Source organism: Ruegeria sp. ANG-R (assembly GCF_000813985.1).
Lineage (GTDB): Bacteria > Pseudomonadota > Alphaproteobacteria > Rhodobacterales > Rhodobacteraceae > Ruegeria.
Genome location: NZ_JWLJ01000003.1, coordinates 314,563 through 334,292, shown reverse-complemented (window position 1 = coordinate 334,292; position 19,730 = coordinate 314,563). Strand labels below are relative to the sequence as shown.

16 protein-coding genes are annotated in these 19,730 nt (G+C 61.2%); 6 read left to right on the top strand and 10 right to left on the bottom strand.

All coding sequences use genetic code 11. From position 1 onward, the window contains the following. The coding region (locus RA27_RS11940; RefSeq protein WP_039538988.1) for a GcrA family cell cycle regulator at nucleotides 1-314 on the top strand (314 nt) is incomplete at its 5' end. Nucleotides 315-367: 53 nt separating this feature from the next. Here the strand turns inward: RA27_RS11940 and RA27_RS23170 are convergent. The 3 genes from RA27_RS23170 to RA27_RS11925 form a co-directional block, all read right to left on the bottom strand. Further along, entirely contained in the window at nucleotides 368-1,459 is a 1,092-nt protein-coding gene (locus tag RA27_RS23170; RefSeq protein ID WP_052265269.1) for a Hint domain-containing protein, read from the bottom strand. Nucleotides 1,460-1,539: 80 nt separating this feature from the next. Continuing rightward, nucleotides 1,540-2,616, bottom strand: a complete 1,077-nt coding sequence (locus tag RA27_RS11930) for a DUF2235 domain-containing protein (protein ID WP_039538985.1) — start codon at nucleotides 2,614-2,616, stop codon at nucleotides 1,540-1,542. Continuing rightward, nucleotides 2,594-4,885 (bottom strand): xanthine dehydrogenase family protein molybdopterin-binding subunit, encoded by a 2,292-nt coding sequence (locus tag RA27_RS11925; RefSeq protein ID WP_039538982.1) that lies wholly within the window; start codon nucleotides 4,883-4,885, stop codon nucleotides 2,594-2,596. The genes RA27_RS11930 and RA27_RS11925 overlap by 23 nt, the downstream gene beginning before the upstream one ends. Before the next feature lie 176 nt (nucleotides 4,886-5,061). Between RA27_RS11925 and RA27_RS11920 the strand changes: the two genes are divergently transcribed. The 4 genes from RA27_RS11920 (at nucleotide 5,062) to RA27_RS11905 (ending at nucleotide 10,885) form a co-directional block, all read left to right on the top strand. After that, on the top strand, nucleotides 5,062-5,961 hold the full coding sequence (locus tag RA27_RS11920) for a phytanoyl-CoA dioxygenase family protein (RefSeq protein ID WP_039538979.1): 900 nt from the start codon (nucleotides 5,062-5,064) through the stop codon (nucleotides 5,959-5,961). Nucleotides 5,962-6,053: 92 nt separating this feature from the next. Then, entirely contained in the window at nucleotides 6,054-9,212 is a 3,159-nt protein-coding gene (locus RA27_RS11915) for a valine--tRNA ligase (protein ID WP_039538975.1), read from the top strand. Nucleotides 9,213-9,349: 137 nt separating this feature from the next. Further along, nucleotides 9,350-10,513, top strand: coding sequence for a benzoate/H(+) symporter BenE family transporter (locus RA27_RS11910; protein ID WP_039538972.1), 1,164 nt, complete (start codon nucleotides 9,350-9,352; stop codon nucleotides 10,511-10,513). 39 nt (nucleotides 10,514-10,552) lie between these two features. After that, on the top strand, nucleotides 10,553-10,885 hold the full coding sequence (locus RA27_RS11905) for a DUF1992 domain-containing protein (protein WP_039538969.1): 333 nt from the start codon (nucleotides 10,553-10,555) through the stop codon (nucleotides 10,883-10,885). Here RA27_RS11905 and RA27_RS11900 read toward each other — a convergent pair. The 3 genes from RA27_RS11900 to RA27_RS11890 all read right to left on the bottom strand — a co-directional run bounded on the left by RA27_RS11900 (nucleotide 10,882) and on the right by RA27_RS11890 (nucleotide 13,164). Beyond that, nucleotides 10,882-11,247 carry a VOC family protein gene (locus RA27_RS11900; protein WP_039539081.1) on the bottom strand — a complete coding sequence of 122 codons (366 nt, stop codon included), beginning with the start codon at nucleotides 11,245-11,247 and terminating at the stop codon, nucleotides 10,882-10,884. The genes RA27_RS11905 and RA27_RS11900 overlap by 4 nt on opposite strands. Then, nucleotides 11,247-12,029 (bottom strand): crotonase/enoyl-CoA hydratase family protein, encoded by a 783-nt coding sequence (locus RA27_RS11895; RefSeq protein WP_039538967.1) that lies wholly within the window; start codon nucleotides 12,027-12,029, stop codon nucleotides 11,247-11,249. The genes RA27_RS11900 and RA27_RS11895 overlap by 1 nt, the downstream gene beginning before the upstream one ends. Before the next feature lie 64 nt (nucleotides 12,030-12,093). Further along, nucleotides 12,094-13,164, bottom strand: coding sequence for an SMP-30/gluconolactonase/LRE family protein (locus RA27_RS11890; protein WP_039538965.1), 1,071 nt, complete (start codon nucleotides 13,162-13,164; stop codon nucleotides 12,094-12,096). Between the two features lie 92 nt (nucleotides 13,165-13,256). Here RA27_RS11890 and RA27_RS11885 point away from each other — a divergent pair, with 92 nt between their 5' ends. Beyond that, a complete protein-coding gene (locus RA27_RS11885; RefSeq protein ID WP_039538962.1) occupies nucleotides 13,257-14,369 on the top strand; it encodes a pyridoxal phosphate-dependent aminotransferase in 1,113 nt (370 codons plus the stop codon). An 88-nt stretch (nucleotides 14,370-14,457) separates the two neighbouring features. Here the strand turns inward: RA27_RS11885 and RA27_RS11880 are convergent, their stop codons facing one another. Genes RA27_RS11880 through zwf form a run of 4 tightly spaced genes read right to left on the bottom strand, consistent with a single transcriptional unit; the run spans nucleotide 14,458 to nucleotide 19,589 of the window. After that, entirely contained in the window at nucleotides 14,458-15,648 is a 1,191-nt protein-coding gene (locus tag RA27_RS11880; protein WP_039538960.1) for an aminotransferase class V-fold PLP-dependent enzyme, read from the bottom strand. 51 nt (nucleotides 15,649-15,699) lie between these two features. After that, nucleotides 15,700-16,332 carry a bifunctional 4-hydroxy-2-oxoglutarate aldolase/2-dehydro-3-deoxy-phosphogluconate aldolase gene (locus RA27_RS11875; RefSeq protein ID WP_039538959.1) on the bottom strand — a complete coding sequence of 211 codons (633 nt, stop codon included), beginning with the start codon at nucleotides 16,330-16,332 and terminating at the stop codon, nucleotides 15,700-15,702. 3 nt (nucleotides 16,333-16,335) lie between these two features. Then, the gene (gene edd, locus RA27_RS11870; protein ID WP_241484058.1) at nucleotides 16,336-18,141 is read right to left on the bottom strand and encodes a phosphogluconate dehydratase; all 1,806 of its coding nucleotides are present in this window, start codon (nucleotides 18,139-18,141) and stop codon (nucleotides 16,336-16,338) included. Between the two features lie 2 nt (nucleotides 18,142-18,143). Continuing rightward, nucleotides 18,144-19,589: a glucose-6-phosphate dehydrogenase gene (zwf, locus tag RA27_RS11865; RefSeq protein ID WP_039538955.1), complete on the bottom strand. Its 1,446-nt coding sequence runs from the start codon at nucleotides 19,587-19,589 to the stop codon at nucleotides 18,144-18,146. Nucleotides 19,590-19,730: the final 141 nt, after the last annotated feature.

Here is a 19,730-nt window from a genome sequence, read left to right as displayed (position 1 = left end):
CCGCGCCCGGGGCCAAACCGGTCACCCCGGCCCGCCGTCAGATCATCCCCGCCGGTCAGCCTCTACCCCCGCAACCTTCGGCCAATGAGATCAGCCCCGAGGCGCTGGCCAAGGTCAACGAGGTCGAGAAGAAGGCCAAGAAGCTGACGCTGATGGAACTGACCGAGAAAACCTGCAAATGGCCCGTGGGTGATCCCGCGACCGAGGATTTCTGGTTCTGTGGCCTGCCGGTTGAAGCAGGCAAGCCCTATTGCGAGGCGCATGTGGGCGTGGCGTTCCAGCCGATGAGCTCTCGCCGGGATCGTCGGCGGTAAGTTTCAGGCGTAGCAAGTGGTGCTGACCCAGACCGGTCAGCGCCTCATTCCTTTCAGTCTGCGCGATATGTGCTGGCTGAATATTCCGAAAGCAAAGCTCTTTCGTGAAGAGCGTGACGGGCCACAAGCTTTTTCTGACGCGTATTGTCCGGCACCAGATACCTCGTCACCGAGGTAACGCCCGAGGAAATTTCGGGAAACAACACGTTAAGCTCTTCGACCATCTCAGGCGGGAGGGATTTCAGCGCTTCCTCGCCGGTCAGCAAGGTTTCCGTCGGAGCACCCTCGGCAATGATCACCTCATGCGCCGGCAGGACCAGATGGAAATAAGAGATGCTGTCGACCGTATCGTCCACGTAGATTCCCGGCAGCTCGGTCAATCTGATCGCAGCCACCAATACTTCGGAGCGATCAAACATGCGCTTCACAATCTCAGAGGACACCAACATGCGGTGCTGGCGCGAAACGAGCAGGTCTCGCCGGGGCAGACCCTGTCCAAGTGCGCCCGCACAAATCCGGACCGGGAAGAGTTTGGGATTGCGCCGCAGCTCGCGTGTATCGAGGGAACGATGCATGATCTGCAACAACGGCGCCGTGCCCCCTCTGGCCAATGCGATCAACTGGCCCGGTTTCAGGTTCTCAACCGGAACCGGACCCAGATCAGTCGACACCAATGTGCCTGCGGTCAGGCAGGGGACGCTGCCCGGGGTGGGATCGGTACTGACCGAATATGTGTCGCCATTGTCGGTCGAAACCAGTGAATCGCCCGCGCCGGCCTGACCGATTACCGTCGATTGCATACCGCTGGCAGGCCCGGTTGTTGCGGTGATCGGACCGGGGCTGGGCGGGTCGCTGAACGAATTGAACTGGTAGACGGTCGCCCCTTCAGACAGCGAAATACCGTTGGTCTTCCCCAGCCCATTGAAGGTTCCCGAACTCGTCGTATCGATCACATAGATATCGCGACCGGCAACAGTTGTCGGCGTGATTCCCGCCAAGGTGTTGGTGGTCCGAATCCCGCCATTGCTCAGGTAGATGGTTACGACCAGATTTGACACGTCCGTGCCCGCATCGACCGCGACCTCAATAAAGTCCAGGCTTGGACCACCCAGGTATTTGAGTTCAGAAAAATATGGATCCGGCATGAGGGTATATCTCTTTCAACACCGCGAAAATGTCCACCCGATACGGGCAGGACGGAACACACAGACCGCTGGCCATTTTTCTACTGCGCCGGGTGCGACGGCAAATCCGGCATCGGCACCCAGCGGGGCAGTTCCTCGGGCGAGACCGAGACATGCAGCTTCTCTGACCGGTCACGCCCCACTTTGCGATGCTTGCGCAGCAGGAAGATCTTGCCCCAACCGCGCCATGTGCCAACCGAGCGAGCGTGGGGGTCGGTGGGAAAACGGTCGCGCCAGCCTTCGGGCAGAGGCAGCCCGTGCAGTTCGGCCTTGTCCAGCATCCAGATCAGGGAAATATTGCTGAGCGGGCGGGCTTCTTCGAAACCGTTCAGCTGGCCGCCGACATCGCCGTGGGTGCCGCGGAACCAGACCTGCTCGATATGGCCTTTGAAGTCGGGGGTACATTTCCACAATACCGGCTCGAACACCTCGCGGGTCTCGTCCAGACCCATGGCGTGATAACCGTGCCGGGTGGCGGGACCTAGCTGATGGTTGTGAAAGGCGTGGCGTTCCTCGGCCCAGCGCCAGAGCAGCGGCAGGCGCAGACCCAGCGCCTTGACCGTGTCCCAGACACCGATCATCTCGATGGCAACATCCTCGTGACAGAATTCCCGACGAAAGACCGCTGCGGCTTCGCCATTGGCGTTGCATTCATAGTGGCGATAGGCCTGTTTGATGTTGCGGACGGTGGCGTGTTCGGCCTTGAGCAGCCCGATCGCGTCAATCACGCCCGCAAGGCTGCGCACCCCGTAGGCGCCGCGCGAATAACCGATGAAGAAGATCTTATCGCCGGGCTTATAGCGAGATGCGAGGTAGCCATAGGCGCGACGGATCTGGCGATTGATGCCCCGCCCCATCATCACATCCAGCGAGGATTTCCAGCTGTCCCACTGCACACCGGCTTCGTAGAAGACCGAAACCTTGCTGCCCATCTCGCAGCACAGGCGCAGGGTCTGACCGGCATGGGTTTCCAGACCGGGTTCAAGTCTGGACATGGTGCCGTCCAGGATAATCACGTGGCTGATCGGTTCGCGGTGGCGCGACTCGGCCGAGTGCTCGGACCGCAGAGGCCGTCCGAGCCATCCCAGTACCTTTCTACTCAGCCGCGACAGAACCATGCGTCAACAATTCCCAAACTCTATGAGGTGTGAAAGGCATATCGGCCTGCCGCACCCCGTGATCCCAGAGCGCATCCTGAACCGCGTTCGCCACCGCAGCCAGCGCGCCCACGGTGCCAGCCTCGCCACATCCTTTCATCCCCATCGGGTTGGCGGTTGACGGGACCGGCGCCGAGGTAAATTCTATCATGGGTATCTCAGCCGCGCGGGGCAAGGCGTAGTCCATGAACGAAGCCGTGAGCAGTTGCCCCTCGGCATCATGTACAACATGTTCATTCAGCGCTTGACCGATGCCCTGAACCACGCCACCATGCACCTGCCCCTCGGCCAGCATCGGGTTGATAAGATTGCCGAAATCATCCACCACCGTGTAGCGGTCGACCCATGTTTCACCAGTGAAAGAATCGATAACGACTTCGGCAACATGTGCGCCGTTTGGATAGCTGCGTGCATCTAGCGTGGCGCGGGCTTCGTGCTGCAACAGATCGGCGCGCCCGTCTGCGCGCGCCATCTCAGCCGCCTCGGTCAGCGTGGGGGTCAGGTTGGACCCCGGAGCGCGGAAGGTTTCATGGTCGAAGGTCACATCGCTTTCCTCGACCCCCATCTTATCGGCAAGATACGGCGTGAATGCGGCGATCATCGTATCAACTGTGACCAGCGTGGCATTGCTTTGGGTCGTGACCGAGCGCGACCCGCCGGTTCCGCCACCCTGCGCGAGCCGGTCCGTGTCGCCCTGAACCACATTGATGAGATGTGCCGGAATGCCCGCCTGATCTGACAGGAATTGGGCATAGACCGTCTCATGCCCTTGCCCGTTGGATTGCGTACCGACATAGAGGTTCACCGTTCCATCCTCGCAAAACTCAACCTTTGCGCCTTCGGAAGGATCACCCAGAATACTTTCGATATAGTAACAAAGCCCCTGCCCGCGGATCAGACCGTTCTCCGCATCTGCGGCCTTGCGGGCCTCAAAGCCGGTGGTCTGTTCGGCGGCGCGGCTGAGGACCATGTCGAACTCACCCACGTCGTAGGTTTCACCGGTTGCGGTCTTGTAGGGGAACGCCTCGGGCCGAATGAAGTTCTTGCGCCGCAGTTCCCGCGGGTCGACGCCCAACTCACGCGCGGCGCGGTCTATCACGCGCTCAAGCACATAGATCGCCTCGGGCCGACCGGCCCCGCGATATGCGTCGACCTGCGTGGTATTGGTGAAGAACCCCTCGACGCGCATGTAGGTGGTTTGCACATCATAGACCCCCATCAGCACCCGGCTGAACAGGTTGGTCTGGATCGCCTGCGCGAAATGGCTGTTATACGCGCCGAGGTTGATTTTGCTGTGCACCCGATAGGCGGTGATCTTATGATCGGCATCAAAGGCGAGCTCCGCCAGTGAAGTCAGGTCGCGGCCATGTTGATCCGACAGCATCGCCTCGGACCTATCCGACATCCAGTGGACGGGCTGGCCCAGCTTCATCGCTGCCACGGCGACCGAGAAATATTCGGGATACGGCATCGCCTTCATACCGAATCCGCCGCCGACATCCGGCGTGGTGACCCGGATCAGCTCGGGGTCTAGTTTCAGCTTTTGCGCCAACTGCGCCTTCATTCCCCAGACCCCCTGCCCGCCATAAGAGAAATGCAGGCGGCCATCCGACCAATCGGCCTGACAGCCACGCGGTTCGATCGAACTCACGATGACCCGATTATCATGAACACTCAGCGCGACCGTGTGTGCCGCTGCCTGAAAGGCCGCTTTGGTCGCCTCTTCATCGCCCAGACCCCAGTCGAAGGCGCGATTGTCAGGGGCTTGAGGATGCAAAGGTTCCCCACCGGCGGCGACATCCATCTTGACCGGCAGGTCTTCGGTTTCCATCCAAATCAATTCTGACGCATCGCGGGCTTGCAGCTGAGTGTCGGCGATCACAACCGCAACCGGTTCGCCTACGAAACGCACACGATCCTTGGCCAGCATATGCCGTTCAGAAGCCGCACCCTGGCTGCCGTCGCGGTTGGACACAGTTGTGGCATCCATCACCGTCCCGATCCCGGCTGCGGTCAGGTCATCCAACGTCATGACCAAACGCACCCCATCTGCGGCGCGTGCATCTTCAAGGTCCAGAGACGTAATTGCGGCATGTGCCACCGGGCTGCGAAAGAAGGCTGCGAACAGCGCATTCTCGGGCACGGAATCGTCCATGTACTGCCCCTGCCCGGTCAGAAACCGTTGATCCTCGGTCCGTTTGACGGGCTGGCTTTTGCCGAATTTTTCCATGGGACAATCCTCTGGCCACCTGAACAGGCGACCCTAGCGCGAAGCTGCGCCATGTCCAGAGACCGTTGAAATCACGATCACGCGGTCTGAAAGCGACATTCATGTCAGGAAACAGCGTTGCGCTCGGGGCGAAGCGGCCCCTAGGCTGGACCTGTATCCAGCCTGAGGGAGGCCACATGCCCGCTGCTATCGAACTGACGAATGGCCGATTGGACGCCCAAACCGTCGAGACCTATTGGGAGGATGGCTTTGCCTTTCCCATCCCGGTATTCCCGGCGTCCGAGACCGCCGGGTTCCGCGCCGAGCTGGAAGAGATCGAGGCAAACTGGCGCGAGGCCGACCTGCCCTTGCCCCTGAACATGTACAAGCGCATCAACGCCCATGTCGTCATGCCGCTGGCCACCCGCATCGCTTTGGACTCGCGCGTGCTGGACGTGGTTGAGGGCGTTCTGGGGCCGGACCTTCTGCTGTGGTCGGCGGAACTGTTCATCAAGGAACCGCGCACGACTCAGGTGGTGGGGATGCATCAGGACCTGACCTATTGGGGCATGGGCGAAACCTCGGACCAGCTGACGGCCTGGATTGCGCTGTCGCCTGCAACGGTTCAAAGCGGTTGCATGGATTTCGTGAAAGCCAGCCACAAGAACCCGATCCTGCCACACAACGATACGTTTTCCGACAACAACCTGCTGTCGCGCGGGCAGGAGGTCGCCGTAGATGTCAACGAAGAGGACAAAACCCATATCGAGCTGCAGCCGGGCCAGATGTCGCTGCATCACGGGCTGACCATCCATGGCTCGGGGCCGAACGTGTCGGCTGATCGCCGCATCGGTCTGGCCATCCGCTATCTGAACCCCAACGCGCAGCAGAAAGTGGCGGATCGCGACTATGCCATTCTGGCACGCGGTGAGGATCGGGTAGGCAATTTCATCCATATTCCCACGCCGACCGAGTTGTTCTCGCCCGACGCGCTGGACCTGCACGCGCGCATCCGGGCCGATCAGGCCAAGGCCATGGCGCAGGGGGCGACGGAAGACCTGCAGCTTTACGCTCCGGCGCCTGCCAGGCCGGGCTAAGGCAGGTCTTGACCGCAAGGGGGCCTTCCCCTTCCCGCGTCCATTCGCTATTGCAGGCGCTGACCCTAGACAGACGACGCAGGACGCATCCCATGGCGATGGAAAAGACATTCAACGCGGCCGAGGCCGAGGCCCGCATTTATGAGGCCTGGGAACAGGCCGGAGCCTTCAAGGCAGGCGCGAACCGCTCGCGCGACGAGAGCTTTACCATCATGATCCCGCCGCCCAACGTGACGGGTGCTTTGCACGTGGGCCATGCGTTCAACAACACGCTGCAGGATATCCTGACCCGCTGGCACCGGATGCGCGGGTTCGACACGCTGTGGCAGCCCGGGCAGGACCACGCGGGCATCGCCACTCAGATGCAGGTGGAAAAGATGCTGGCGGCTACCCAGCAGCCCGGCCGAACCGAGCTGGGGCGCGAGGCATTTCTGGACAAGGTCTGGGAATGGAAAGGCGAATACGGTGGCACGATCATCGAGCAGCTGAAACGTCTGGGCTCGTCCTGCGACTGGTCGCGCAATGCCTTTACCATGGCGGGCGCGCCACGCGACCCGCGCACGGGCCACGAAAATTCTGCGAATTTTCACGACGCAGTGATCAAAGTCTTCGTCGATATGTACGAAAAGGGCCTGATCTATCGCGGCAAACGTCTGGTCAACTGGGACCCGCACTTTGAGACCGCGATTTCGGACCTTGAGGTTGAGAATATCGAAGTTGCGGGCCACATGTGGCACTTCAAATATCCTTTGGCGGGCGGTGAGACCTACACCTACGTCGAAAAGGACGAGGATGGGAACGTCATCCTCGAGGAAGAGCGCGACTATATCTCGATCGCCACGACCCGCCCTGAAACCATGCTGGGTGACGGCGCGGTTGCGGTTCATCCATCGGATGAGCGCTATGCACCAATCGTTGGGAAACTCTGCGAAATCCCGGTTGGCCCGAAAGAGCATCGCCGTCAGATCCCGATCATTACCGATGAATACCCCGATCCCGATTTCGGCTCGGGCGCGGTTAAGATCACCGGGGCGCATGATTTCAACGACAACATGGTCGCCAAGCGCGGCAGCATTCCGATGTACCGCCTGATGGATACCAAAGGCGCGATGCGCGCGGACGGTGCGCCCTATGCCGATGAGGCCGACAAGGCGCAGAAATACGCGCGCGGCAAAGCGTTCACCGAGAACGAGATCGACGCAATCAACCTGATCCCCGATCATCTGCGCGGCCTCGACCGGTTCGAAGCACGCGCGAAGGTCGTGGAAGAGATCACCGCCGATGGTCTGGCCGTCATGACCCGCGCAGATGATCCCCGTCTGGGTTCAACCGCTCTGAAGCCCGATCACGAAGGCGCTGAGAAACTGGTCCCGCTGGTCGAGAGCAAACCGATCATGCAGCCCTTCGGCGACCGCTCGAAAGTTGTTATCGAGCCGATGTTCACCGACCAGTGGTTCGTGGACGCCGAAAAGGTCGTTGGCCCCGCGCTGGATGCGGTCAAGGACGGCACGGTCAAGATCATCCCCGAGTCGGGTGAGAAGACCTATTACCACTGGCTGGAAAACATCGAGCCCTGGTGCATCTCGCGCCAGCTGTGGTGGGGGCACCAGATTCCGGTTTGGTATGGTCTTGATCTGTCGGTCGAGAACTTCAAGGACGACGAAAACGACGGCGACCTTGATCTGGTCGAACTGGGCCGCTTGTTGAACGAAGGCGGCATGTTGCACCGCGGCAATGTCATGGAATGCGCCGCAAACCTTGAGGCAGTTACCGAAAAATTCCTCGACGACAACGCAAACATCCCCAACCCGCTCAGCCATGCGACGGTCATCGAAGTTGCCGGCAAGCAGGAAGCGATCCATCAGTTCGCTGAAAGTCTTGCGCAGTACGCAGTTGAACAGGACCCGACCAAGCTGGTCTACCCGGTGTGGCGCGACCCCGACGTGCTCGACACCTGGTTCTCGTCCGGCCTCTGGCCCATCGGCACGCTGGGCTGGCCCGAGCAGACCGAGGAACTGGAGCGCTACTTCCCCACGGACGTTCTGATCACCGGCGCGGATATCCTGTTCTTTTGGGTCGCGCGGATGATGATGATGCAACTGGCCGTGGTCGATCAGATCCCGTTCCACACCGTCTACCTGCACCAGCTCGTCCGTGACGAGAAGGGCAAGAAGATGTCCAAGACCACCGGCAACGTCATCGACCCGCTGGAGATCGTGGACGAATTCGGCGCCGACGCGCTGCGCTTCACCAACGCCTCGATGGCGGCGATTGGTGGCGTTCTGAAACTGTCCCGAGACCGCATCACCGGCTATCGCAACTTCGGCACCAAGCTGTGGAACGCCGTCCGCTTTGCCGAGATGAATGAGGTGTTCACCGATACCGTGCCGCAACTGGATGTGGCCGACCTGAAACCCAAGGCCGCCGTAAACCGCTGGATCATCGGCGAAACCGCCCGAGTGCGGGAGGAGGTCGACGCGGCGCTGGAAAGCTATCGTTTCAACGACGCGGCGAACGGGCTGTACGCCTTTGTCTGGGGCAAGGTCTGCGACTGGTATGTGGAACTGTCGAAACCTCTACTGCAGGGCGACGACGTCGAGGCTCAGGCCGAGACCCGCGCAACCATGCGCTGGGTTCTGGATCAGTGCATGGTTCTGCTGCACCCGATCATGCCGTTCATTACTGAGGAACTCTGGGGCCTGACCGGCGACCGGGCGAAAATGGTCGTCCACGCCAACTGGCCCACATACGGCACCGAACTGGTCGATGCCGATGCAGATCGTGAGATGAACTGGGTGATCTCGGTGATCGAAAACACCCGCTCGGCCCGCGCGCAGATGCGGGTTCCCGCTGGCCTTTATGTGCCGATGCTGGTGACTGAGATCGACTCAAACGGCCAGGCCGCATGGGACCGCAACGAGGCGCTGATCAAACGTCTGGCGCGGATCGACAGCCTCACCAAGGCCGATGAACTGCCCAAAGGCACGATCTCTATCGCTGCTCCCGGCGCGTCCTTCGGCCTGCCGCTGGCCGATATCATCGACATCGGTGCGGAAAAAGAACGGTTGGAGAAAGCCAAGGGCAAGCTCGCCAAGGAACTCGGCGGGTTGCGTGGGCGTCTGAACAACCCCAAATTCGTGGCCTCGGCCCCGGAAGATGTTGTCGCGGAAGCCAAAGCCAACCTTGCCGCCCGTGAAGAGGAAGAGGCCAAGCTGAACGAGGCACTCGCCCGCCTCGCCGAAATCGCCTGATCTGAATCTTTCCTCAAATTCAAAATCTCAAGCCCCGCCGCTTCCCCGGCGGGGTTTTCAGTTTGCATCCCGGAATTCGTCCTGTTCACTGCCGCGTACGGTTGCTAGCAAGTGCAGGAGGCAAGGCGGAGACCCAGATGACACGCGCATTTCCCCCAATGCAGACCGTTTCGACCGGGCTGGTTGTAGCCATCGTCGGTTTCTTCAGTTCCTTCCCGATCGTGTTGCAGGGGCTGAACGCGATGGGCGCTTCGGCGCAGGAGGCCGCCTCGGGGCTGATGAGCGCCGCGATCGCCATGGGGCTGGCGGCCATCGTTCTGAGCCTTTGGTACAAACTGCCAATCAGCGTCGCTTGGTCCACCCCCGGTGTCGCCCTGCTGGCCGTATCTGCCGCGCCTGCCGAAGGGTTTTCCGGCGCTATCGGAGCCTTCCTGTGCGCGGGCGCGCTGACTGTTCTGGCGGGCCTGTGGAAACCGTTGGGGCGACTGGCTGCAGCGATCCCAACAACTCTGGCACAGGCCATGTTGGCGGGGGTGCTGATGCCGCTGTGTATCCTGCCGTTCAAAGCGGCAGTTGAGATACCGTGGCAGGCGTTACCCGTGATCCTGATATGGTTCATCGCCGGGCGGTTCAATCGGCTGGTGGCTGTTCCTGCAGCGGTTATCGCGGCTGCTATCGTCGTCACCCTGAATGCCGGCGACACACCTATCGCCCCCGAGCGTCTGATCGCGGCTCCGGTCTGGACCACGCCGACATTCTCGATATCCTCGGCCCTTGGGATCGGAGTGCCATTGTTCATCGTCACAATGGCGACCCAGAACATCCCCGGCATCGCGGTGATGCGCAGCTTTGGATACACCCCCGTAGCAGGCAGGTTGTTTTCATCGGTGGGCGGTGCAAGCCTGCTGTCGGCCCCGTTTGGTGCGCCTGCAACCTGCCTTGCAGCGATCACCGCAGCGATGTGTTCCAACGAAGAAAGCCACCCCGACCCCGCCCTGCGCTACTGGTCGGCGATTATGGGTGGCGTATTCTACTGCCTGTTCGGTATTTTTGCCGTCGCGATCACCGGCTTTGCAGCCCATGCCGATCCGCTGCTGATGGGAACTCTGGCCGGGGTGGCCTTGATCGGTGTATTGGCCAATTCAATCTTCGCAGCGCTCGAAGTTCCGGCTGAGCGTGAAGCGGCGATGCTGACCTTCGCAATCACCGCCTCAGGCATCACCGTCTTCGGGCTGGGCGCGGCGGTCTGGGGCCTGCTGGCGGGTGGCATTGCCTATCTGGTTGCGAACAGAACGCGGTAATCGCTTTTTCTCTTACACCGCAATCGGTATGATCGAGCCATGTTCGGATCGCTTGGAAAACTGGTAGAGCGCCAGATCAGAAGGGCGCAGGCCCAAGGCCAGCTGCAGGGGCTTGAGGGCGAAGGCGCGCCCCTGCCTGACCGTTCCTCCGAGGCGCAAAGTGATCCCGCCATCGCCGCTGGTCATCGGATCATGGTGCAGGCCGGGGTGCTGCCCGAAGAGTTCAGCATCAAGAAAGAGCTGGATGCCGCCCGCAAAGCCTATGCCACGCTGACCGACCCCGAGAACAGAAAAGCCGCCATGGCGCGTATCGCCGATCTGGAAATGCGCTACAACATGGCGCGCGACGCGCGACGCAGTTTCATGCGCTAGAAATGGTCCGCAAAGGCCCGGCTGGAAATTGAGATCGAGTTCTTCGATGGATCTTTTGCGTTGGCAAACTGGTACCCGTCTGCCTGATGAATTGGTCCAAGTTCCAATCCGTTCTCACGTGCGCGGTCGCAAAAGGCCGGTACATCCGCGACATCGAAAACGAGCTTGACCGCAGCCTGACCTTCGCGCGCGGCCTTGCCAGCCGGGTGCAGCAAGAGATGCGCCCCGCCTGTTTCCGGCACGAGCTCGACTATGCGGTCTCCGGCCCTTCTTTCAGCTGAAAATCCGAAATGCGTTTCGTAGAACTGCACCAGCTCGTCCAGACGCTTTGTATAAAGGATTATCCGTGTGATCGGGGCCATCATTTGAACTCGGGCTTGCGGCCCTGCATCTGGGCCATGACAACCTCCATCTGGTCCGGCTTCCCGATCAATTCCACCTGCTCGGCGGATTCCTCAATCAGGACCTCGGTGCGGGATTTGCTTTCGGCCACTTCGATCAGGCGTTTGGCGGCGCGGATGGCCGAGGGGCTTTTGCCCGCGATATCTTCGGCCAGCGCGAGTGCCTCGGTCAGAGGATCATCAGACAGTTTGGTGACCAGCCCCCAATCCGCCGCCTGTGGTGCGCCGATGGGGCGGGCGGTGTAGGTCAGCAGGCGCAGCACATCCGAACGCACCAGTTCGGGCAGCAGGACCATACCACCCATGTCGGGGATGATACCCCATTTCATCTCCATCACCGCCAGCTTCGCCTCGGGATGCGCGATGCGGATATCAGCCCCCAGCGCAATTTGCAGCCCGCCACCATAGGCGACACCCTGAATGGCGCAGATCACCGGGACCGGGACGCGCCGCCAGATCAGGGCCAACTCCTGCATTTCGTTGGCATCTTCGTGGCTGCGGGTCATCAGCCATTCGGTCGGGTCCTTGTGGGCCATGCTCGCAAAGCTGGCCATATCAAGCCCTGCGCAGAAGCTTTTGCCCTCACCCGACAATACGACAGCGCGGATATCGGCGGCGGCGACCTCCTGCCCGGCGGAGAGGATCGCCTTGATCATCGCCTCGTCCAGCGCGTTCATCTTGTCGCCGCGGGTCAGCGTGACATGGGCGATGTGGTCTTTGTATTCGACGGATACGCGTGACATGGAGCCTCCGAAACCTGATTTACCTGACCATGCCCTGAAAGAAGGGCGCAGTTCCACCGCGACGTCAGGGCATCTGCGACACTGGCATTCGGCCAAACCAGGGCGAATCCAGCGTCATCACATAGAACTGGTCCCCCACAATCTGACCGCTTGTGGTGATGCCCAACCGTCCATCGGGGTCTTGCAGCGTGCGCAGGATATTACCATCACCGTCGAACTGCACCATCATTCCACGATGAATGGGCGCAGGGCGCACCATTGGACCCAATCGCCAGATCACTTTGCGCAGGAAAGGATAGGGCATCAGCTTTTCCGCAGGCACGCGTGGGCTGGCGAAGGCCATCCAATATGTCCCGTCACCTTGTGCTTTGATGTTGTCCGGATAACCCGGCAGGTTATCCAGCAATACCTCTTGTGTCCCGGCCTTTGGGCCTGTCAGCCAGAGTTTGTGCACCCGTGCCCGGCCGGTTTCGGCTATCAGCAGGAAGTCTTCGTCGGGCGACAGAGCGATACCGTTGACGTAGACAAATCCTTCGGCGATCTTTTCCGCTCCGTTTTCAGGAGAATAGCGGACGACGTAGCCGGTTGGCGATTGCTCCCAGATGGTCAGGACCGATGTCGGCTTGGTGCCGCCCATTGTCTCGGGGTCGAAACGGTCGGACGAGTTTGAAAAATAGACCGTGCCATCGCGCGCCACATCCAGGTTGTTGGCATAGATTACAGGGACACCGTCGATATCGGACACCAGCGTTTCCAATGTCCCCGGCCCGGTCCAGCGCATCAGGCCACGAAAGCTGTCCGCGATATAAAGCGCGTCATCCGGTCCCGCCCGCAGGCCAAGTGGGCGCCCGCCAAGCTGGTCGATCTCTACCGGTTCTTCTCCGTCGATCCGGTAGAGTGTACCGGACAGGCTGGTGGTATAGGCCGCACCATCGGGCAGAACAGCGATATCTTCCGGACCAATCTGATCTTGTGGTAACGGGGTCAGTTCGAGCTGATCGAGCGCGGAATTTCCGGCGAAATCACCAGTGAAACCCTGCGGCTCTGGCGGGGTATAGGCGACCGGATCGACCGGTACGGGCCAGAACAGCAGATAAGCAAGAACTATCAGCACAAGACCCAGAAAATAGCGCATGACACCTCTCAACCCGGTTGCGTGCAGAGTGAAGGCGATCGCACCATCATGCAAGGCTTGCCCCGCCCCGGAGGTTGCGCTTATCTGCCGCCATGACCGGTCCTCGCTATACCCCGCTTGCGCAATCCCTGCCTGCAACCGTGCCTTTCGTAGGCCCCGAAACCCAGGAACGCCAGCGTGGCGCACCCTTTGCCGCGCGGCTGGGCGCGAATGAGAGCGTTTTTGGTCCCTCTCCACGGGCTATTGACGCGATGCGTAAGGCGGCAAATGAAATCTGGATGTATGGTGACCCCGAAAACCACGATCTGCGACGCGCATTGGCGGATCATCATGGCGTCGCCCCTAAGAACATTGTGGTGGGAGAAGGGATCGACGGGTTGCTGGGATATCTGGTGCGGCTGATGGTTGGTCCCGGCGATGCGGTTGTGACCTCGGACGGGGCTTATCCCACCTTCAACTACCATGTGGCCGGGTTTGGCGGGATGTTGCACAAGGTTCCTTACCTGGACGATCATGAAGATCCCACAGCCCTGTTTGCCAAAGCGGCGGAAGTGGATGCCAAGCTGGTCTATCTGGCCAATCCAGACAATCCGATGGGGAGCTGGCATAAAGGGGCCGAGATCGTGGCGGCGATGGACACTTTGCCAGAAGGGTGTTTGCTGGTTCTGGATGAGGCCTACGTGGAATGCGCCCCCGAAGGAACTACCGCTCCGGTTGCGGCGGATGACCCGCGGATAATCCGGATGCGCACGTTCTCCAAGGGGTATGGCATGGCAGGGGCGCGGGTTGGTTACGCGATCGGCGCTGAGGAACTGATCCTGGCCTTCAACAAGGTGCGTAACCATTTCGGTATGAACCGGGCCGCACAAGCCGGTGCGCTGGCCGCATTGCAGGACCAAAGATGGCTCGCACAGGTGCAGGCGAAAATCGCAGGCGCACGCGGTCGGATTGAGGAGATTGCGCGGGCCAACGGGTTAGAACCTTTGCCGTCGGCCACAAATTTCGTGGCGATCGATTGCAGGCGCGACGGAGCATTTGCCACGGCCGTGCTGGAGGCGCTGGTTGAACGGGGTGTGTTCGTACGGATGCCCTTCGCGGCGCCTCAGAACCGATGTATTCGGGTGAGCTGCGGTGAGACCGCCGATCTGGACGCTTTCGCGGCGGCGTTGCCGGACGCGCTTTCCACAGCAGAGTCGCATGGATAAGCGACGGAGGGGGGCTGTCTGCCCCCCATCGCGCCACAGCGCGATCCCCCCGAGGATATTTTTAGCCAGATGAAGAAGCGGATCAGACTTATGTCGCCAGCGCGGCGGCGGCAGCTTCCAATGCGCCTTTGCCACGAGGGATGCCAAGCGCCGCCATTCCGGTTTCTATACTGCCCAGCATGGCCATGACCATCTGTGCATTCACGTGCCCCATGTGACCGAGGCGGAAACAGCCATCCCAATCCTCCATCCCCAATCCGATGCCAAGCGTCAGGCCGAGGGCGTTCTCGGTATAGCGACGCAGAGGCGTCCCGCGACCTTCGGTCAGGCGGAGTGCGGTGACCGCATGGCTTCGATGCACCGGATCGGTGACATTGAAGTGGAGCGCATCGCCTTGCGTCCAGACCTCGCACGCGGCCCAGATCGCTTTGGCGAGGTGTTCGTGGCGCGCCCAGACCTGTTCCACCCCTTCGGTATGGATCAGGTCAAGAGCCGCGCGCAGGCCGTAAAGGTGGTGCGTCGGCGCGGTGCCGTTGAAATACTGGTAGAACAGATCGGGATTGGCGCGCGGCTGCCAATCCCAGTATTGAGAGACCCTCGGCATGGTGGCCCGCTTGGCCTGCGCTTTTTGGTTGAAGAAGACAAACCCGACACCTGCAGGGGTCATCAAGCCCTTTTGGCAGGCGGTGACCGTAACATCGACGCCCCATGCATCCATCTCGAACCGTTCGCAGCCCATCGAGGCGATGCAATCGGCCATTAGCAGCGCCGGATGGTCCAGATCGTCGAGCAAAGCGCGCAGAGCCGGTATGCTGTTGCGGATCGATGTGGACGTATCGACATGGACCGCAAGCACCGCCTTGATTTTGTGGCCGGTATCGGCGCGCAAAGTTTCGGCGATGCGGTCGAAATCCCAAGGCGAGGATCGGCCGAAATCAATCAGTTCAACCTTGCCGCCGATCCCCTCGGCCATCTCAGCCCAACCGTGAGTGAAGCGGCCCGAGGCCGGCGCCAGCACGGTTTCGCCGGGAGCGATGACGTTGGACAGCGCGGCCTCCCAGGTGCCATGGCCGTTGGCGATGTAGATGGCGACGTTATGCTCGGTGCGGGCCACGCGGCGCAGATCGCGCGTGAGCGCGGGCATCATCTCGATCAACTCACCGTCATAGATGTTGGGCGACGGGCGGTGCATGGCCTGCAGGACCGTGTCGGGCATGACCGAGGGGCCGGGAATGGCCAGATACTCGCGCCCTTGCGCGAGAGAGCGTTGGTTTGTCATGAGGGCAACCTGTTTGAATTGAGGCCTACCCTAGCGTCTCGCCCTGCGGCGTCAATCCATCAGGCGGGTGGCCTCGCGGGCAAGTGTTTCGATTCCGGCCCAGTCACCGCTTTGCACCATCTGTTTGGGGGCGACCCAGCTGCCGCCGGCGCAGATAACATTGGAAAGCGACAGGTAATCGCGGGCGTTTGACGGCGACACGCCACCCGTCGGGCAAAAGGTGATCTGGGGAAGGGGCGCGCCGATGGCTTTCAGGGCGGGAGCCCCGCCAGAAGCCTCGGCTGGGAAGAATTTCAGCATGTCATAGCCCTTTTCCAGCAGGGCCATCGCCTCGGTCGCGGTCGCAGCGCCGGGCAGAAGGGGCAGGTCTTCACCTACGCAGGCGGCGATCAGGGCATCCGTTGCGCCGGGCGAGACGCCGAATTGTGCACCAGCCTCTTTTGCGGCGCGGACATCTTCGGGAGTGACCAGCGTGCCTGCGCCGACAACGCCGCCGGGGACGTCCGCCATGGCCCGAATGACGTCAAGCGCGGCGGGGGTGCGCAGGGTGACCTCAAGCGCGGGAAGACCTCCGGCGATCAAGGCGCCAGCCAACGGGCGGGCATGGGCGACGTCATCGACGACCAGAACCGGGATAATCGGGGCCAGCGCGCAAATCTCGCGCGTGCGTTGGGTTTTGGACATGGGTTAAACTCCGAAGATACTGGCGCCGGTATCGGCGGAGCCGACATTCTGGCGGAAGGCGCCGAAGAGATCGCGACCAACGCCATGCTGGTTCGCGGTGAGGTCTGCGGTGGCAGGCGCGCGATCGAGGACGCCCGGGGTGAGGATTTCCAGTTCCCCCTTCACCGCATCCACGCGCAGGATGTCTCCGTCCTGCAGACAGGCGATGGCTCCGCCGTCCAGCGCCTCGGGGCAGACATGAATGGCAGCGGGGACTTTGCCCGAGGCACCGGACATGCGGCCATCGGTGACCAGCGCTACTTTGTGACCCCGCCCCTGCAGGATCGACAGGATTGGCGTCAGCGAGTGTAGTTCCGGCATACCGTTGGCTTTTGGACCCTGGAAGCGGACGACGACAATAGTGTCGCCCGTGAACTCTCCGGCTTTGAAGGCGGCTTTTACGTCGTCCTGATCGTGGAACACGCGTACGGGTGCTTCGACCACCTGATGCTCAGGGGCCACGGCTGAAACCTTCATGACGCCGGTGCCCAGATTGCCGGTCAGGCGCGAGAGGCCCCCCGTAGGCTGGAACGGATCGTTGGCGGGGCGCACGATCTTTTCGTTCAGGCTGTGGCCCGCGCCCTCTTCCCAGACCAGTTCGCCATCTTTCAGCTTCGGCTCCTTGGTGTAATTGTGTAGGCCCTTCCCCGCAACGGTCAGCGTATCGGGGTGCAGCAGGCCCTCGTCCAGCAGCGTGCCAATGGCAAAGCCCAAGCCCCCGGCGGCGTGGAAATGGTTCACGTCGGCCAGACCGTTGGGATAGACCCGCGCGACCAGGGGGACGACGGCGGAAATGTCCGAGAAATCCTGCCAATCCAGCACGATACCGCCAGCACGCGCCATGGCGATCAGGTGGATCAGCAGGTTGGTGGAGCCACCGGTCGCCATCAGGCCAACGATGCCGTTGACGAAGGCGCGCTCGTCCAGCACCTGACAGACCGGGGTGTAATTGTTGCCCAGCGCGCTGAGCGCCAAGGCGCGGCGGGCCCCTTCCTCGGTCAGGGCATCGCGCAGGGGCGTGTTCGGGTTGATGAAGCTGGAGCCGGGAAGATGCAGGCCCATGAACTCCATCAACATCTGGTTGGTGTTGGCGGTGCCGTAGAAAGTGCAGGTGCCGGGGCCGTGATAGGCGGCCATTTCCGCCTTCATGAGTTCGTCGCGACCGACCTCTCCGGCAGCGAATTTCTGACGAACCTTGGCCTTTTCATCGTTTGGCAGGCCGCTGGTCATTGGACCAGCGGGCAGGAAGACGGCGGGCAAATGCCCGAACGCCTGCGCGCCGATGATCAGACCGGGCACGATCTTATCGCAGACTCCAAGGAACACCGCCGCGTCATAGGTGTTGTGGCTGAGCGCCACGCCGGTCGCCAGCGCGATCACATCGCGGGAGAACAAGGACAACTCCATCCCCGCCTCGCCCTGGGTGACGCCGTCGCACATGGCGGGCACTCCACCTGCGACCTGCGCGGTGCCCCCTGCTGCACGGATCGCATCGCGGATCACGCCGGGATAGCGTTCGAACGGCTGGTGGGCCGAGAGCATGTCGTTATAGGCGGTGACAATGCCCAGATTGCCCGCGGTGCCGGTTGCCATTGAGTTCTGATCCTCGCCCGCACCGGCATAGGCATGGGCCTGACCGCTGCAGGACAGGTGCGCGCGGGCGGGGCCTTTGGATCTGGCCTGCTCCATCCGTTCCAGATGCGGCCCACGCAGATCGGCGCTGCGGTCGATGATACGTTTGGTGACGTCGGAAATAACTGTGTTGACCATGATTATCCTCCGATCTGGCGCCAGCGGCGGCCATCGCGATGCATCAGCATCAGGGCTTCCTCGGGGCCGGAACTGCCCTGATCGTATTTCGCTGGCTTGTCGCCGCGCTCTTCCCAGCCGTGAATGATGGGATCGACCCAGGCCCAGGCGGCCTCGGCCTCGTCCCCGCGCATGAACAGGGTCTGATCGCCCCGGATCACATCCATGATCAGCCGCTCATAAGCATCAGGAGATTGCGAGTCGTCACCCAGCGCGTCAGCAAAACTCATGTCCAACGCGACGTCGGACAGGCGGAAACCACCCTGCCCCGGCTCCTTGATCGTGGTGCGCAGGGTGATGCCTTCATCCGGTTGCAGACGGATCACCAGCACGTTGCCGTGCAATGGACCGACATTCGGGAAGATCGTATGCGGCGGGTCGCGGAAGAACACCGCAATCTCGGATTCGCGCGCCCGCAGCCGTTTACCCGTGCGCAGGTAAAACGGCACCCCGGCCCAGCGCCAGTTGCCGATATGGGCCTTCAGCGCGATGAAACTCTCGGTCCGACTGGCTGGGTTGCCAACGTGATCCAGATAGCCGTCCCCGCCTTTCTCGGTGCGGTACTGACCGCGGGCGATATCCTTGGGCTCTACCGGTTCCAGCGCTTCGATCACTTTGACCTTTTCATCCCGCACCGCGTTGGGCGCAAATTTCGAAGGTGGCTCCATCGCGGTCAAACACAGCAATTGAACAAGGTGGTTCTGAATCATATCCCGCATTGCACCAGACTGATCGTAATAAGCGCCGCGCCCTTCGACGCCTACGGTCTCGGCCACGGTGATCTGAACATGGTCCACATGGGTCGCGTTCCACAGTGGTTCAAACAAGGAGTTCGCGAAGCGCAAGGCCATCAGGTTCTGCACGGTTTCCTTGCCCAGATAATGGTCGATCCGGTAAATCTGATGTTCTTCGAAACAGGCCCGCAGCCCTTCGTTCAGCGCTTTGGCTGATGTCAGATCGTGACCAAAGGGTTTTTCGACCACGATACGGCTGTCGGGCGTGGCGAGGCCGTGATCGTTCAACCGTTGTGCAATGCCAGAGAAAAGACTTGGACCCACCGACAGGTAGAAGGCGCGCACCACGTCCGGGCGCAACACTTTAGCCAGATCGGACCAGCCCGCATCGCCCAGCGCATCTACCGGAACATATTCGACGTGGCGCAGAAAACGATCAAGCGTGTCCTTTTTGAAACCCGGCGCAAACTCTTGCATCGACGCGCGCAGCTGATCGCGGAACCCATCGCTGTCCATATCGGATCGGGCGGTGCCAATGATGCGCGCATCCTCGGGCATCTGACCGACTTCGAACCGGTGATAGAGGCCAGGCAGAATTTTGCGCTGTGCCAGATCACCCGTGGCGCCGAACAACACCAGGTCGAACGGGTCTACCGGAATTACGCGTGAGACCATTGCAAGGCTCCTTTCGACTTCCCCGCCAGCTTAGGCAAGGTTTCAGCCCGGGACTAAACGCATGTGCGTCATAATTCATGTTATCGCTAACATTTATCGGCTGCATAGAAAACCCGGACGTAAAAATCAAGCTCGGATTTG